The sequence below is a fragment of the Klebsiella sp. K47 genome (genome assembly GCF_051858335.1).
Lineage (GTDB): Bacteria > Pseudomonadota > Gammaproteobacteria > Enterobacterales > Enterobacteriaceae > Klebsiella > Klebsiella pneumoniae.
This window is the reverse complement of sequence record NZ_JBPYUI010000011.1, coordinates 146,409-159,433: the sequence shown is the minus strand read 5'-3', so window position 1 is coordinate 159,433 and position 13,025 is coordinate 146,409. Positions and strand designations below refer to the sequence as shown.

Genomic DNA, 13,025 nt, shown 5'->3' with positions numbered 1-13,025 from the left:
AAAGGGTATCAGGCATGCAGAAAGAAAAACTTTCGGCTTTAATGGATGGTGAAACGCTGGATAACGAACTGCTCAACGAGCTGAGTCGTTCTTCTGAGATGCAAAAAACCTGGGAGAGTTATCACCTTATCCGCGATACGCTGCGTGGCGATACCGCTGAGGTGCTGCAATTTGATATCTCCGCCCGGGTGATGGCCGCCATTGAAAATGAGCCCGTTCGTCAGACGGCTCCGCTTATTCCTGAATCTCAGCCCGCACCGCATCAGTGGCGGCAGATGCCGTTCTGGAACAAGGTGCGTCCGTGGGCCAGCTCCCTGACTCAAATGGGCGTTGCCGCCTGCGTATCGCTTGCGGTTATCGTCGGCGTCCAGCACTATAATGGTCAGTCTGATTCCGCTCAGCAGCCAGAAGCGCCGGTGTTCAATACGCTGCCCATGATGGGTAAAGCAAGCCCGGTAAGTCTTGGCGTGCCGGCTGACGCGTCAGCGGGAAGCGGCCAGCAGGCGCAGGTCCAGGAACAGCGCCGCCGAATTAACGCCATGCTGCAGGACTACGAACTGCAGCGCCGCCTGCACGCTGAGCAGCTTCAGTTTGGCCAGGCCCAGACTCAGCAGGCCGCAGTCCAGGTACCGGGCTATCAAACTTTAGGAACGCAATCGCAGTAATGAAGCAACTTTGGTGTGCCATGTCGCTCATGGCAGGCAGCCTGTTGTTCTCTGTCAACGCCTCGGCTGATACATCGTCCGGGGCGTTGTTGCAGCAGATGAACCTGGCCAGCCAGTCTCTCAATTATGAGCTGTCTTTTGTTAGCATCAGCAAACAAGGCGTTGAGTCGCTGCGCTATCGTCACGCGCGACTGAACAACCAACCGCTGGCGCAGTTGCTGCAGCTGGACGGTCCGCGCCGGGAAGTGGTCCTGCGCGGCACGGAAATCAGCTATTTTGAACCCGGTCTCGATCCGTTCACCCTGAACGGCGACTATATCGTCGATTCGCTGCCATCGCTGGTATATAGCGATTTCAAACGCCTCTCCGCGGCGTATGATTTTATCTCCGTGGGCCGTACCCGTATCGCTGACCGCCTCTGCGACGTGATCCGCGTCGTGGCTCGCGACGGCACGCGCTACAGCTTTATCGCCTGGCTGGATGCTGAAACCAAGCTGCCGCTGCGCGTCGATTTGCTCGACCGCGACGGGGAAACGCTGGAGCAGTTCCGGGTCGTCTCCTTCAACGTTGGCGATAACGTCAGCGCCAGCATGGAGACGCTGGCAAAAGCGAATTTGCCGCCGCAGCTGTCGGTGCCTGAAGGAGGCGACAAAGCCAACTTCAACTGGGCGCCGACGTGGCTCCCGCAAGGCGTGACTGAGGTTTCCAGCAGTCAGCGCCGTCTTCCCACCTTTGACGGTCCGGTAGAATCACGTCTCTATTCCGACGGCTTGTTTAGCTTCTCGATCAATATCAACCGCGCCACGGCGGCCAGCAGCGACCAGCTGTTGCGCACCGGCCGACGCACCGTCAGCACGACGGTGCGCGATAACGCGGAGATAACCGTAGTGGGCGAGCTGCCGCCGCAGACGGCGAAGCGTATCTCTGACAGTATTAAATTCAAGGCAGTACAATGATTAAAGAGTGGGCTACCGTGGTTTCCTGGCATAACGGCGTGGCGCAGGTGCACTGCGACGTTAAAGCCTCCTGCAGCAGCTGCGCCTCCCGTGCCGGCTGTGGTAGCCGGGTGCTAAACAAGCTGGGGCCGCAGACCAGCCATACCATTAGCGTGCCCTGCGAGCAGCCGTTGGCCGCGGGGCAAAAAGTGGAGCTGGGGATCGCTGAAAGCAGCCTGCTGGGCTCAGCGATGCTGGTGTATATGGCGCCGCTGGCGGGGCTGTTTGTAATGGCGTCTATTTTTCAGGTGCTGTTTGCCAGCGATATTGCGTCACTTTGCGGCGCGCTGCTGGGCGGCGTCGGCGGCTTCCTGGTGGCGCGCGGTCTGTCGCCGCGACTGGCGGCACGTCAGTCCTGGCAGCCGGTGATTTTGAACGTCGCACTGCCGCCGGATCTGCTGCGTGTTGATACGCCTTCCTCCGACATGGGCCAGTGATTTCACTGGCCCTTATCTTTATTTACCTTTCCTGTTACAACGCCACAATTTCTGCGGGTATGCTGGATCTAACAGCATTTCCTGGTTTCGCGGATGTAGTGTAGAATGCGGCGTTTTCGGATTAAAAAACGTCAGGCACAGTACAGCGGCCTCATGATACTCGTAAGGCATAATTAACTCTAAATATGAAGAATATACGTAACTTTTCGATCATCGCTCACATCGACCACGGTAAGTCGACGCTGTCTGACCGTATCATCCAGATTTGCGGTGGCCTTTCTGATCGTGAAATGGAAGCCCAGGTTCTGGACTCCATGGATCTTGAGCGAGAACGCGGGATCACCATCAAGGCGCAGAGCGTCACCCTGGACTATAAGGCCAGCGACGGTGAGACCTACCAGCTGAACTTTATCGACACCCCGGGCCACGTGGACTTCTCTTATGAAGTTTCCCGTTCTCTTGCCGCGTGCGAAGGCGCGCTGCTGGTGGTAGACGCCGGGCAGGGGGTAGAAGCCCAGACCCTGGCCAACTGCTACACCGCCATGGAGATGGATCTCGAAGTGGTTCCGGTACTCAACAAGATCGACCTGCCTGCGGCCGACCCTGAGCGCGTAGCGGACGAGATTGAAGATATCGTCGGGATCGACGCCCACGACGCGGTGCGCTGCTCAGCGAAAACCGGCGTCGGCGTGACCGACGTGCTGGAGCGTCTGGTGCGCGATATCCCACCGCCGGAAGGCGATCCGGACGCGCCGCTGCAGGCGCTGATTATCGACTCCTGGTTCGATAACTACCTCGGCGTGGTTTCGCTGGTGCGGATTAAAAACGGCACCATGCGCAAGGGCGACAAGATCAAGGTCATGAGCACCGGCCAGGTCTATAACGCTGATCGTCTGGGCATCTTCACCCCGAAACAGGTTGACCGTACCGAGCTGAAATGCGGCGAGGTAGGCTGGCTGGTCTGCGCGATCAAAGACATCCTCGGCGCGCCGGTGGGCGATACCCTGACCGCCGCCCGCAACCCGGCAGACAAAGCGCTGCCTGGCTTTAAGAAGGTGAAACCGCAGGTGTATGCCGGCCTGTTCCCGGTGAGCTCCGATGATTATGAAGCTTTCCGCGACGCGCTGGGCAAACTGAGCCTTAACGATGCCTCTCTGTTCTACGAGCCGGAAAGCTCTACCGCGCTGGGCTTCGGCTTCCGCTGCGGCTTCCTCGGCCTGCTGCACATGGAGATCATTCAGGAGCGTCTGGAGCGTGAATACGATCTCGACCTGATCACCACCGCGCCGACGGTAGTCTACGAAGTAGAGACCACCTCCAAAGAAGTTATCTACGTCGACAGCCCGTCCAAGCTGCCGCCGCTGAATAATATTCAGGAGCTGCGCGAGCCGATCGCCGAGTGTCACATGCTGCTGCCGCAGGAGTTCCTCGGCAACGTGATTACCTTGTGTGTCGAGAAGCGTGGGGTGCAGACCAACATGGTTTACCACGGTAAACAGGTGGCGCTGACCTATGAAATTCCGATGGCGGAAGTGGTTCTCGACTTCTTCGACCGCCTGAAGTCCACCTCCCGCGGCTATGCGTCGCTGGACTACAACTTCAAACGCTTCCAGGCGTCGAACATGGTACGCGTCGATGTGCTGATCAACGGTGAGCGCGTCGATGCGCTGGCGCTGATCACCCACAACGATAACGCGCCGTATCGCGGCCGCGAGCTGGTGGAAAAGATGAAAGATCTGATTCCGCGTCAGCAGTTCGATATCGCGATTCAGGCGGCCATCGGTAACCACATTATCGCGCGCTCTACGGTGAAACAGCTGCGTAAAAACGTCCTGGCGAAATGCTACGGCGGCGACGTCAGCCGTAAGAAAAAGCTGCTGCAGAAGCAGAAAGAAGGTAAGAAGCGTATGAAGCAGGTCGGTAACGTTGAGCTGCCGCAGGAAGCGTTCCTCGCCATTCTGCACGTTGGTAAAGACGGCAAATAACCCTAAGGAGTTGGCATGGCGAACATGTTTGCCCTGATCCTGGTGATTGCAACCCTGGTGACGGGCGTTTTATGGTGCCTGGACAAGTTCATTTTTGCACCGAAACGTCGTGAACGTCAGGCCGCTGCTCAGGCAGCGACCGGCGAGCAACTGGACAAGAAGACGCTGAAGAAAGTCGGCCCGAAACCGGGCTGGCTGGAAACCGGCGCATCGGTTTTCCCGGTGCTGGCGATCGTTCTGGTGGTACGTTCATTTATTTATGAGCCTTTCCAGATCCCTTCAGGTTCGATGATGCCAACGCTGCTCATCGGCGATTTTATTCTGGTGGAGAAATTTGCCTACGGCATTAAAGATCCTATCTACCAGAAAACGCTGATCGAGACCGGCCATCCGAAGCGCGGCGACATCGTGGTGTTTAAATATCCGGAAGACCCGCGTCTGGACTACATTAAGCGCGCGGTGGGGTTACCGGGTGATAAGGTCACCTACGATCCGGTTGCCAAACAGGTCACTATTCAGCCGGGCTGCAGTTCCGGACAGGCCTGCGGCAACGCGCTGCCGGTGACCTATTCCAACGTGGAGCCGAGCGATTTTGTTCAGACCTTCTCCCGCAGCAACGGCGGCGAAGCGAGCAGCGGTTTCTGGCAGTTGCCGAAGGGCGAAACCAAAGCCGACGGCATTCGTCTTACCGAGCGTCAGGAGACATTGGGCGACGTGACGCACCGAATTCTGATGGTGCCGATTGCCCAGGATCAGGTTGGGATGTACTACCATCAGTCCGGTCTGCCGCTGGCCACCTGGATTGTGCCGCCCGGTCAGTACTTCATGATGGGCGACAACCGGGATAACAGCGCCGACAGCCGGTACTGGGGCTTTGTGCCGGAAGCCAACCTGGTCGGAAAAGCAACCGCTATCTGGATGAGTTTTGAAAAGCAGGAAGGTGAATGGCCGACCGGCGTGCGGTTATCGCGCATTGGTGGAATTCATTAATTTCCTCTGCTGAATTCACGTCGCTGCTGTTATCGCAGCGGCGTGAATTATTTAGTATTTAAATCCATTCAAACTAACGACATCCCGTGTCGTTGCGTATAGAATATCCCCCCGAAGTTTTTGGTTGTCGCTCTGCCGGGTGACACTGCACACGAAAGCGTATTGGTCTGTTTCAAATTACTGTTTGAAGCGAATGCTCAGGTCGGTTTCGTGTGCTGCATCTTTGACGCATTCATTTATTGGTAACGCATGAACCCCATCGTAATTAATCGGCTTCAACGAAAGCTGGGCTACACTTTTCATCATCAGGAGCTGTTGCAACAGGCATTAACTCACCGCAGTGCCAGCAGCAAACATAATGAGCGCCTGGAATTTTTAGGTGACTCCATTTTAAGTTTCGTGATCGCGAATGCGCTGTATCATCGCTTTCCTCGTGTCGATGAAGGCGATATGAGCCGTATGCGCGCGACGCTGGTGCGCGGCAACACGCTGGCGGAGATCGCCCGCGAGTTTGAGCTGGGCGAGTGTCTGCGCCTCGGGCCGGGAGAGCTGAAAAGCGGCGGTTTCCGTCGCGAATCGATTCTCGCGGATACCGTTGAAGCGTTAATTGGCGGGGTTTTCCTCGACAGTGATATTCAGAACGTTGAACGCTTAATCCTCTCCTGGTACCAGACCCGTCTGGACGAAATCAGTCCGGGCGATAAGCAAAAGGATCCGAAGACGCGTCTGCAGGAATATCTGCAGGGACGTCATCTGCCGCTGCCGTCTTACCTGGTGGTCCAGGTTCGCGGCGAAGCGCACGATCAGGAATTTACTATCCACTGCCAGGTCAGTGGCCTGAGTGAACCGGTGGTTGGCACAGGTTCCAGCCGTCGTAAGGCGGAGCAGGCTGCCGCCGAACAGGCGCTGAAAAAGCTGGAGCTGGAATGAGCGAAGAAAAAAGTTATTGTGGGTTTGTCGCCATCGTGGGTCGTCCAAACGTTGGCAAATCCACGCTGTTGAACAAGCTGCTTGGGCAGAAGATCTCGATCACCTCCCGTAAAGCGCAGACCACCCGTCACCGCATCGTCGGTATCCATACCGAAGGGCCGTATCAGGCGATTTACGTTGATACTCCGGGCCTGCATATGGAAGAGAAGCGTGCCATTAACCGCTTAATGAACAAAGCGGCCAGCAGTTCGATTGGCGACGTGGAACTGGTCATCTTCGTGGTGGAAGGCACTCGCTGGACGCAGGACGACGAGATGGTGCTCAACAAGCTGCGCGACGCGAAAGCGCCGGTGATCCTCGCGGTCAACAAGGTGGATAACGTGCAGGAAAAAGCGGATCTGTTACCGCACCTGCAGTTCCTCGCCAGCCAGATGAATTTCCTCGATATCGTACCGATCTCAGCGGAAACCGGCACCAACGTTGATACCATCGCGGCGATCGTGCGTAAGCATCTGCCGGAAGCGATCCATCACTTCCCGGAAGATTATATTACCGATCGCTCACAACGCTTTATGGCCTCCGAAATCATCCGTGAAAAACTGATGCGTTTCCTCGGCGCTGAGCTGCCGTACTCCGTCACCGTGGAAATCGAACGTTTCGTCAGCAACGAGCGCGGCGGTTACGATATCAACGGCCTGATCCTCGTCGAGCGCGAAGGGCAGAAAAAGATGGTGATTGGCAACAAAGGCGCCAAAATTAAAACCATCGGTATCGAAGCGCGTAAGGACATGCAGGAGATGTTTGAAGCGCCGGTGCACCTCGAGCTGTGGGTGAAAGTGAAATCCGGCTGGGCCGATGACGAGCGCGCCCTGCGCAGTCTCGGTTACGTTGACGACCTCTGAGTTAACGCAACGTGGATGGATGGCAGCGCGCCTTTGTCCTGCATAGCCGTCCGTGGAGCGAAACCAGCCTGATGCTGGACGTCTTCACGGAAGAATCCGGTCGCGTGCGCCTGGTTGCCAAGGGCGCACGCTCTAAACGCTCTAATCTCAAAGGCGCTTTACAGCCCTTTACCCCCTTGCTGGTTCGCTTCGGCGGGCGCGGCGAAGTCAAAACCCTGCGCAGCGCGGAAGCCGTTTCGCTGGCGCTGCCGCTCAGCGGCATCACCCTCTACAGCGGTCTCTACGTTAACGAGCTTATCTCCCGCGTGCTGGAGCACGAAACACGCTTCTCCGAACTCTTTTTCGACTACCTGCACTGCATTCAGGCGCTCGCCGGGGCCAGCGGCTCGCCGGAGCCCGCGCTGCGGCGTTTTGAGCTGGCGCTGCTCGGGCACCTGGGGTATGGCGTGGATTTTCTCCACTGCGCCGGGAGCGGCGAGCCGGTAGACGACACCATGACCTACCGCTATCGTGAAGAAAAAGGCTTTATTGCCAGCCTGGTGATTGATAACAACACGTTTACCGGGCACCATTTGAAAGCATTGGCGAGTCGCGAGTTTCCTGATGTTGATACGCTGCGCGCCGCGAAGCGCTTTACCCGTATCGCCCTGAAGCCCTATCTCGGCGGCAAACCGCTCAAGAGCCGGGAGTTGTTTCGCCAGTTTATGCCCGCGCGAAAGGCGCGAGCCGATAATACGAATAATGATTAACGAGGATTGTCATGGCTGAATTATTGTTAGGGGTCAATATTGACCATATCGCGACCTTGCGTAACGCCCGCGGCACCGCTTACCCGGATCCGGTTCAGGCGGCTTTCATTGCCGAACAGGCCGGCGCCGACGGCATTACCGTGCATCTGCGCGAAGACCGTCGCCATATCACCGATCGCGATGTGCGTATCCTGCGCCAGACGCTGCACACCCGCATGAATCTTGAAATGGCGGTCACTGAAGAGATGCTGACGATCGCCTGCGAAACCAAACCGCACTTCTGCTGCCTGGTGCCGGAGAAGCGTCAGGAAGTGACCACCGAAGGCGGGCTGGACGTCGCCGGCCAGCGCGACAAGATGCGCGATGCCTGTCAACGCCTGGCGGATGCCGGCATCCTGGTCTCCCTGTTTATCGATGCGGATGAAGCGCAGATCAAAGCGGCGGCGGACGTTGGCGCGCCCTATATCGAAATCCACACCGGCTGCTATGCCGATGCCAAAACCGACGCCGAGCAGGCCAGGGAGCTGGAACGTATTGCCAAAGCGGCCACCTACGCCGCCAGCCTCGGGCTGAAGGTGAATGCCGGCCACGGTCTGACCTACCACAACGTGAAAGCGATTGCTGCGCTGCCGGAAATGCATGAGCTGAATATCGGTCACGCGATTATTGGCCGTGCGGTGATGAGCGGCCTGAAAGAGGCGGTGGCGGAAATGAAGCGTCTGATGCTGGAAGCGCGCGGCTAATGGCCATTCTCGGGTTGGGTACCGACATCGTCGAGATCGCCCGCATCGAAGCGGTGATCGCCCGCAGCGGCGATCGCCTTGCCCGCCGGGTGCTGAGCGACCATGAATGGAGCATCTGGGAGCAGCACCAGCAGCCGGTGCGTTTCCTGGCGAAACGCTTTGCGGTCAAGGAAGCGGCGGCGAAAGCGCTGGGAACCGGGATCCGTAACGGGCTGGCGTTTAACCAGTTCGAGGTTTACAACGACGAGCTGGGCAAGCCGAAGCTGCGGCTATGGGGTGAAGCAAACCTTTTAGCTGAACGCATGGGAGTAAGCGCTATTCACGTTACTCTCGCTGATGAACGCCACTACGCCTGCGCCACGGTGATTGTCGAAAGCTAGCCAGGAGGGCGGTTAAATTTTATCCGCGTGGTGCATCAGCACGAATTTATCCCACAGCTGTTCTTCACTCTCGACGTGTGCCGGATCTTTCAGGATCGTATTCGGGATCGGGCACACTTTCTGGCAGGTTGGCGTGTCGTAATGACCCACGCACTCGGTGCAGCGGTCGCTGTTAATCTCATAAATGCTGTCACCCATCGAAATGGCCTCATTCGGGCACTCCGGCTCGCACATATCGCAGTTGATGCATTTTTTGGTAATTAACAGCGCCATCAGGAAAGTCTCAGAAACAACACAAACAGGGCGGGCATTATACGCCCATTTTCTGCTCAGACCAGCTTTTTCACCAGCGCTTCGCTATGGCGAATGCGCTCCGGCGCCCGCTCCAGATCCTGCTGCACCAGCCCCATAAACAGCAGATCGGTGAGCATCATTTGCGCGCTGGTGGAGGAGATGGCGGCGCTGCGCGTCGCCTGCTCTTCGGCGATAGTATACAGGCAGTGGGTCGCCTGCTGTTGCAGGGCGTTCGGGCTAAACCCGGTGATCGCCAGGATCTTACAGCCGACGCGCAGCGCTTCACCGGCCGCCATATTGATTTCCCGGCGCTCGCCGGAGTAAGAGATCGCCAGCAGAAGATCGTCGCTGGACATGGCCTGCACCGTCGCCAGCAGGGCATGCATATCCTGCTCAGAAACAGCGTTGATGCCGATCTTCATCAGCTTCCAGCTAAAGTTACGCGCCACCAGGCCGGAGGCGCCAATCCCGGTGACGATCACTCGCCGGGCGTTGCGCAGCAGCGTGACGGCTTCCCGTAGCGTCTCTTCAGTGTTGACGTCCAGCGAGGCATGCATGGCGGCGACATTGTCTTTAATGAGTTTCTCGCCGACCAGACGCAGCGGATCGTCACCGCGAATGTGGTTATGCACCGGGACGGAGTGCGGATCCGGGCTACTCGCCAGCGCTTCACTAAGGGCCAGCTTCAGCGCCGGAAAGCCTTTGAATCCCAGCTTCTGGGCAAACTTAACCACGCTGGACTGACTCACACCGGCTTCCGCTGCCAGCTGCTGCGAGCTGAGGTGCCGGGTCTCATCGGGCTGGCTTAGAATATAATCAGCCAACCTTTTGTCGCTCGCCGCCAGGGTGGGATAGCGCTGACGAATACGCGTTAAACAGTTCATTGGAGCTCCGCTGGAGCCGTCCGGCTCGTGACTGACAGAATTTTTATTCGATTATAAGGGGTATACCATGAATTAAAAATTCTTAAGGCACAATTTTTCCTTCGCCTGCTACTTTAATTCTTTCTTAACGGCAGGGGATGTTTTCCCTCGACATGGCGTCAGGCTGTTAAGCTTACCCTAACGAGAAGCGAGTTCTGAGATAAAGGAGGCAGTTTGCAGCACACTGAACGGAGAGTGGTGTTTTTCGATCTGGACGGAACCTTACACCAACAGGATATGTTCGGCAGTTTTCTGCGCTATCTGCTGCGCCATTTGCCGCTGAACCTGTTGCTGGTGGTGGCGATGGGGCCGGTGATCCTTGCCGGACTGGCAGTGAGCGGACGGGCGGCGCGCTGGCCGATGAGCCTCCTGCTGTGGGCGACAACCTTTGGCCGCCGCGAGGCGGTGCTGAAGCGGCTGGAAGCGGAGTTTGTCGGCTGGTTTCGCCATCATGTGACGGCGTTTCCGGTAGTTCATGCGCGGCTTACCGCCTACCTGACCAGCACCGATGCCGACGTCTGGTTGATCACCGGCTCGCCGCAGTCGCTGGTGGAGCAGGTCTATCGCGATACCCTCTGGTTGCCGCGGGTGAATCTGATAGCCAGCCGCACCGCGCGCCGCTGGGGCGGCTGGGTATTGACCCTGCGCTGCCTGGGGCATGAAAAGGTTGTACAGCTGGAGAAAAAGATTGGCGCCCCGCTGCGGCTGTATAGCGGCTATAGCGATAGTGAGCAGGATAATCCATTGCTCGGCTTTTGCCAGCATCGCTGGCGGGTAACCCCTCAGGGAGAGCTTCAGCAGCTGGAGTAATAGTGTGTAATTGATAGCGCCCATGTATAATGCGCCCCGCTTTTTCTGCTGGAGTGGCCGCTGTGTCTGACCTCGAACTCAATGATGAATACTGGATGCGTCATGCCCTGACGCTGGCGAAACGCGCCTGGGAAGAGGGCGAGGTGCCGGTGGGCGCGGTGCTGGTGCATAACAATCAGGTCATTGGCGAGGGCTGGAACCGGCCGATAGGCCGTCACGACCCCACCGCCCATGCGGAGATCATGGCCTTACGCCAGGGCGGACTGGTGCTGCAAAACTACCGCCTGATCGACGCCACGCTGTACGTGACCCTCGAGCCCTGCGTCATGTGCGCGGGCGCGATGGTGCACAGCCGTATCGCCCGCCTGGTGTTTGGCGCCAGGGATGCCAAGACCGGCGCCGCCGGCTCGCTGATGGATGTTCTGCACCACCCGGGAATGAACCATCGGGTTGCGATAAGCGAAGGCGTGCTGGCAGAGTCCTGCTCTGCCATGCTGAGCGACTTCTTTCGCTGGCGGCGGGAAGAGAAAAAAGCGCTGAAGAAAGCCCGGGAGCAGACCGGGGAAAGTTAATACAGGTGGCCGGGGAGTTTCATCCGGGCATTATCCATCTGCTTATCGGCGCGAAACTTGAAAAAGGGCAGGGTGGTCTCCTGCGGCTGTTCGAGCTCATTGGGGAGCACGGCCGGGTAATCCTCCGCCAGGGCCAGCGTTTGCTGCTGCTGGCGCTCCTTCTCTGACAAATAGCCGACAAGGCTTATCTGATATTTGCGGATGTTTTCCACATAGGCGTAGGCCTCATGGCCGCGGGCATAGCCGTATTTTAGTTTGCTGTAATAGGGTTTCTGGCTCAGCAACGGTAAACGCAGCTTAACGTCCGCCCAGCTGTTAGGATTGCCTTTCTGTTTGCGGGTGAGCGCCATGGCGTCCAGCATATGGGCATAACCCATATTATAAGCGGCCAGCGCAAACCAGATGCGTTCATCTTTCGGGATCGAATCCGGCACTTTATCCATCATATCCTGCAGGTAGCGCATGCCGCCGTCGATACTCTGCGCCGCATCGGTGCGGTCGGTTAGACCCAGGCTTTGCGCCGTATTGCGTGTGAGCATCATCATACCGCGCACGCCGGTGGGGGAGGTGGCCTGCGGATCCCAGTGGGATTCCTGCCAGGCGATGGCGGCCAGCAGGCGCCAGTCAATCTCGCGGGCGTATTTTTCAAACAGCGGCTGCACCTCCGGAAGAATATTTTCCACCGCGCGCAGGAAGGTGCGGGTATCGACATAATCGAAATCGTTGCCGTGGCCGAGGTACTTCTCCTCGAGGCGCGCCAGCGTCCCGTCTTCATTGATGTTGTTGAAGAAATCAAGCATTGCCGCCGACAGCGAATTATCGTCGTCCCGGGCGCTAAACCAGGTGACCGGCTGTTCGTCGGTGATATCGAGGGCCACCGCCAGCTCCGGATGGACGCGCTGAAACAGGCTGACGGCCACCGAGTCAGCGATGGTGTAATCAAGTTTACCGTCAATCACCGCCTGCATCAGCGCCGTGGTACCGCGTTTTTCGTCCACGCGCCAGGCAAGATCCGGGTATTTCTCGGCTTTTAAGGTCTGCAGGTCGTTGATCGCCACGTGGCCCGGAGCGATAGTGAGCTGCTCGGCGGTCAGCGCCGCGAGGGTGCGCGGCCGGGTATTGCCGACGCGGTAGACCAGCTGTTGCGAAACAGAATAGTAGGTGGGGCCGGCCTGATAGTTTTTCACTCGCTCCTGGTTATAGACCAGTCCGGCGGCCAGCATATCGGCCTGACCGTCGTCGAGGTCGTCAAACAGCTGGCTGATGTTTTGCCGGACGGTTATCTTAAGCGTTACGCCAAGGTAGTCGGCAAACTGCTTCGCCAGTTCATAATCCAGACCGAACGCTTTATTGTTCATGGTGGCGAAGGTCATTGGCGAGTTGATAGTGCTGATGCGCAGCTCGCCGCGAGCGATAATGCCCGCCACCCGGTTCTCGGGTTTACCAGACCAGGGGATCGACGGCCACAGGGCCGCCGCCAGCAAAAGGGTGACAATGCCGATCAGCAGATAATTAATCTTTAATTTTTTCAGAGAGTTAATCTTCTGCAGCTTCAGGTTCCTCAGCAGGCGATGTCCGGAAAAAACGCAAGGTTGTCGTCGAATGTGCGGCATTCTGCTTAATAATGCGCCAGTTGGCAACTTATTCGCG

Annotated in this window: 15 protein-coding genes; 12 read left to right on the top strand and 3 right to left on the bottom strand. The window is 57.7% G+C overall.

Going from position 1 to position 13,025, the window contains the following annotated elements:
* Positions 1–14: 14 nt before the first annotated feature.
* From rseA to acpS, 10 genes are all read left to right on the top strand, one after another.
* Positions 15–665 (top strand): anti-sigma-E factor RseA, encoded by a 651-nt coding sequence (rseA, locus tag RRF55_RS13230; protein WP_002914072.1) that lies wholly within the window; start codon positions 15–17, stop codon positions 663–665.
* Entirely contained in the window at positions 665–1,621 is a 957-nt protein-coding gene (gene rseB, locus RRF55_RS13225; protein WP_002914070.1) for a sigma-E factor regulatory protein RseB, read from the top strand. The genes rseA and rseB overlap by 1 nt, the downstream gene beginning before the upstream one ends.
* Positions 1,618–2,097 carry a SoxR-reducing system protein RseC gene (gene rseC / locus RRF55_RS13220; RefSeq protein ID WP_004144354.1) on the top strand — a complete coding sequence of 160 codons (480 nt, stop codon included), beginning with the start codon at positions 1,618–1,620 and terminating at the stop codon, positions 2,095–2,097. Before rseB ends, rseC begins: the two co-directional genes overlap by 4 nt.
* A 185-nt stretch (positions 2,098–2,282) precedes the next feature.
* Positions 2,283–4,082: a translation elongation factor 4 gene (gene lepA, locus RRF55_RS13215; protein ID WP_002914069.1), complete on the top strand. Its 1,800-nt coding sequence runs from the start codon at positions 2,283–2,285 to the stop codon at positions 4,080–4,082.
* Positions 4,083–4,097: 15 nt separating this feature from the next.
* Positions 4,098–5,072: a signal peptidase I gene (gene lepB, locus RRF55_RS13210; protein ID WP_002914067.1), complete on the top strand. Its 975-nt coding sequence runs from the start codon at positions 4,098–4,100 to the stop codon at positions 5,070–5,072.
* A 249-nt stretch (positions 5,073–5,321) separates the two neighbouring features.
* The gene (gene rnc / locus RRF55_RS13205) at positions 5,322–6,002 is read left to right on the top strand and encodes a ribonuclease III (protein ID WP_002914065.1); all 681 of its coding nucleotides are present in this window, start codon (positions 5,322–5,324) and stop codon (positions 6,000–6,002) included.
* Positions 5,999–6,904 (top strand): GTPase Era, encoded by a 906-nt coding sequence (gene era / locus RRF55_RS13200; RefSeq protein WP_002914063.1) that lies wholly within the window; start codon positions 5,999–6,001, stop codon positions 6,902–6,904. The genes rnc and era overlap by 4 nt, the downstream gene beginning before the upstream one ends.
* 11 nt (positions 6,905–6,915) lie before the next feature.
* Positions 6,916–7,653: a DNA repair protein RecO gene (gene recO / locus RRF55_RS13195; protein ID WP_002914062.1), complete on the top strand. Its 738-nt coding sequence runs from the start codon at positions 6,916–6,918 to the stop codon at positions 7,651–7,653.
* An 11-nt stretch (positions 7,654–7,664) separates the two neighbouring features.
* Entirely contained in the window at positions 7,665–8,396 is a 732-nt protein-coding gene (gene pdxJ, locus RRF55_RS13190) for a pyridoxine 5'-phosphate synthase (protein WP_004180923.1), read from the top strand.
* Complete coding sequence (gene acpS, locus RRF55_RS13185; protein WP_004144351.1) at positions 8,396–8,776, top strand: holo-ACP synthase; 381 nt, start codon at positions 8,396–8,398, stop codon at positions 8,774–8,776. Before pdxJ ends, acpS begins: the two co-directional genes overlap by 1 nt.
* Before the next feature lie 12 nt (positions 8,777–8,788).
* On the opposite strand, the gene RRF55_RS13180 is transcribed toward acpS, so the two are convergent.
* The gene (locus tag RRF55_RS13180) at positions 8,789–9,049 is read right to left on the bottom strand and encodes a YfhL family 4Fe-4S dicluster ferredoxin (RefSeq protein ID WP_004144350.1); all 261 of its coding nucleotides are present in this window, start codon (positions 9,047–9,049) and stop codon (positions 8,789–8,791) included.
* 56 nt (positions 9,050–9,105) lie between these two features.
* Positions 9,106–9,954: a MurR/RpiR family transcriptional regulator gene (locus RRF55_RS13175; protein ID WP_064153657.1), complete on the bottom strand. Its 849-nt coding sequence runs from the start codon at positions 9,952–9,954 to the stop codon at positions 9,106–9,108.
* 213 nt (positions 9,955–10,167) lie between these two features.
* On the opposite strand from RRF55_RS13175, the gene yfhb reads away from it, so the two are divergent.
* Positions 10,168–10,803, top strand: a complete 636-nt coding sequence (yfhb, locus tag RRF55_RS13170) for a phosphatidylglycerophosphatase C (protein ID WP_004180922.1) — start codon at positions 10,168–10,170, stop codon at positions 10,801–10,803.
* A 62-nt stretch (positions 10,804–10,865) separates the two neighbouring features.
* Positions 10,866–11,375 carry a tRNA adenosine(34) deaminase TadA gene (gene tadA, locus RRF55_RS13165; protein ID WP_004185144.1) on the top strand — a complete coding sequence of 170 codons (510 nt, stop codon included), beginning with the start codon at positions 10,866–10,868 and terminating at the stop codon, positions 11,373–11,375.
* Here tadA and mltF read toward each other — a convergent pair.
* Positions 11,372–12,988, bottom strand: a complete 1,617-nt coding sequence (mltF, locus tag RRF55_RS13160) for a membrane-bound lytic murein transglycosylase MltF (protein WP_004144346.1) — start codon at positions 12,986–12,988, stop codon at positions 11,372–11,374. The two genes, tadA and mltF, sit on opposite strands and share 4 nt — an antisense overlap.
* Between the last annotated feature and the right edge of the window lie 37 nt (positions 12,989–13,025).

Excerpts from the sequence above, each read along its gene's own strand:
- rseA (WP_002914072.1), top strand. The coding sequence starts at position 15 with ATGCAGAAAGAAAAACTTTCGGCTTTAATGGATGGTGAAACGCTGGAT.
- rseB (WP_002914070.1), top strand. The coding sequence starts at position 665 with ATGAAGCAACTTTGGTGTGCCATGTCGCTCATGGCAGGCAGCCTGTTG.
- rseC (WP_004144354.1), top strand. The coding sequence starts at position 1,618 with ATGATTAAAGAGTGGGCTACCGTGGTTTCCTGGCATAACGGCGTGGCG.
- lepA (WP_002914069.1), top strand. The coding sequence starts at position 2,283 with ATGAAGAATATACGTAACTTTTCGATCATCGCTCACATCGACCACGGT.
- lepB (WP_002914067.1), top strand. The coding sequence starts at position 4,098 with ATGGCGAACATGTTTGCCCTGATCCTGGTGATTGCAACCCTGGTGACG.
- rnc (WP_002914065.1), top strand. The coding sequence starts at position 5,322 with ATGAACCCCATCGTAATTAATCGGCTTCAACGAAAGCTGGGCTACACT.
- era (WP_002914063.1), top strand. The coding sequence starts at position 5,999 with ATGAGCGAAGAAAAAAGTTATTGTGGGTTTGTCGCCATCGTGGGTCGT.
- pdxJ (WP_004180923.1), top strand. The coding sequence starts at position 7,665 with ATGGCTGAATTATTGTTAGGGGTCAATATTGACCATATCGCGACCTTG.
- acpS (WP_004144351.1), top strand. The coding sequence starts at position 8,396 with ATGGCCATTCTCGGGTTGGGTACCGACATCGTCGAGATCGCCCGCATC.
- RRF55_RS13180 (WP_004144350.1), bottom strand. The coding sequence starts at position 9,049 with ATGGCGCTGTTAATTACCAAAAAATGCATCAACTGCGATATGTGCGAG.
- RRF55_RS13175 (WP_064153657.1), bottom strand. The coding sequence starts at position 9,954 with ATGAACTGTTTAACGCGTATTCGTCAGCGCTATCCCACCCTGGCGGCG.
- mltF (WP_004144346.1), bottom strand. The coding sequence starts at position 12,988 with ATGCCGCACATTCGACGACAACCTTGCGTTTTTTCCGGACATCGCCTG.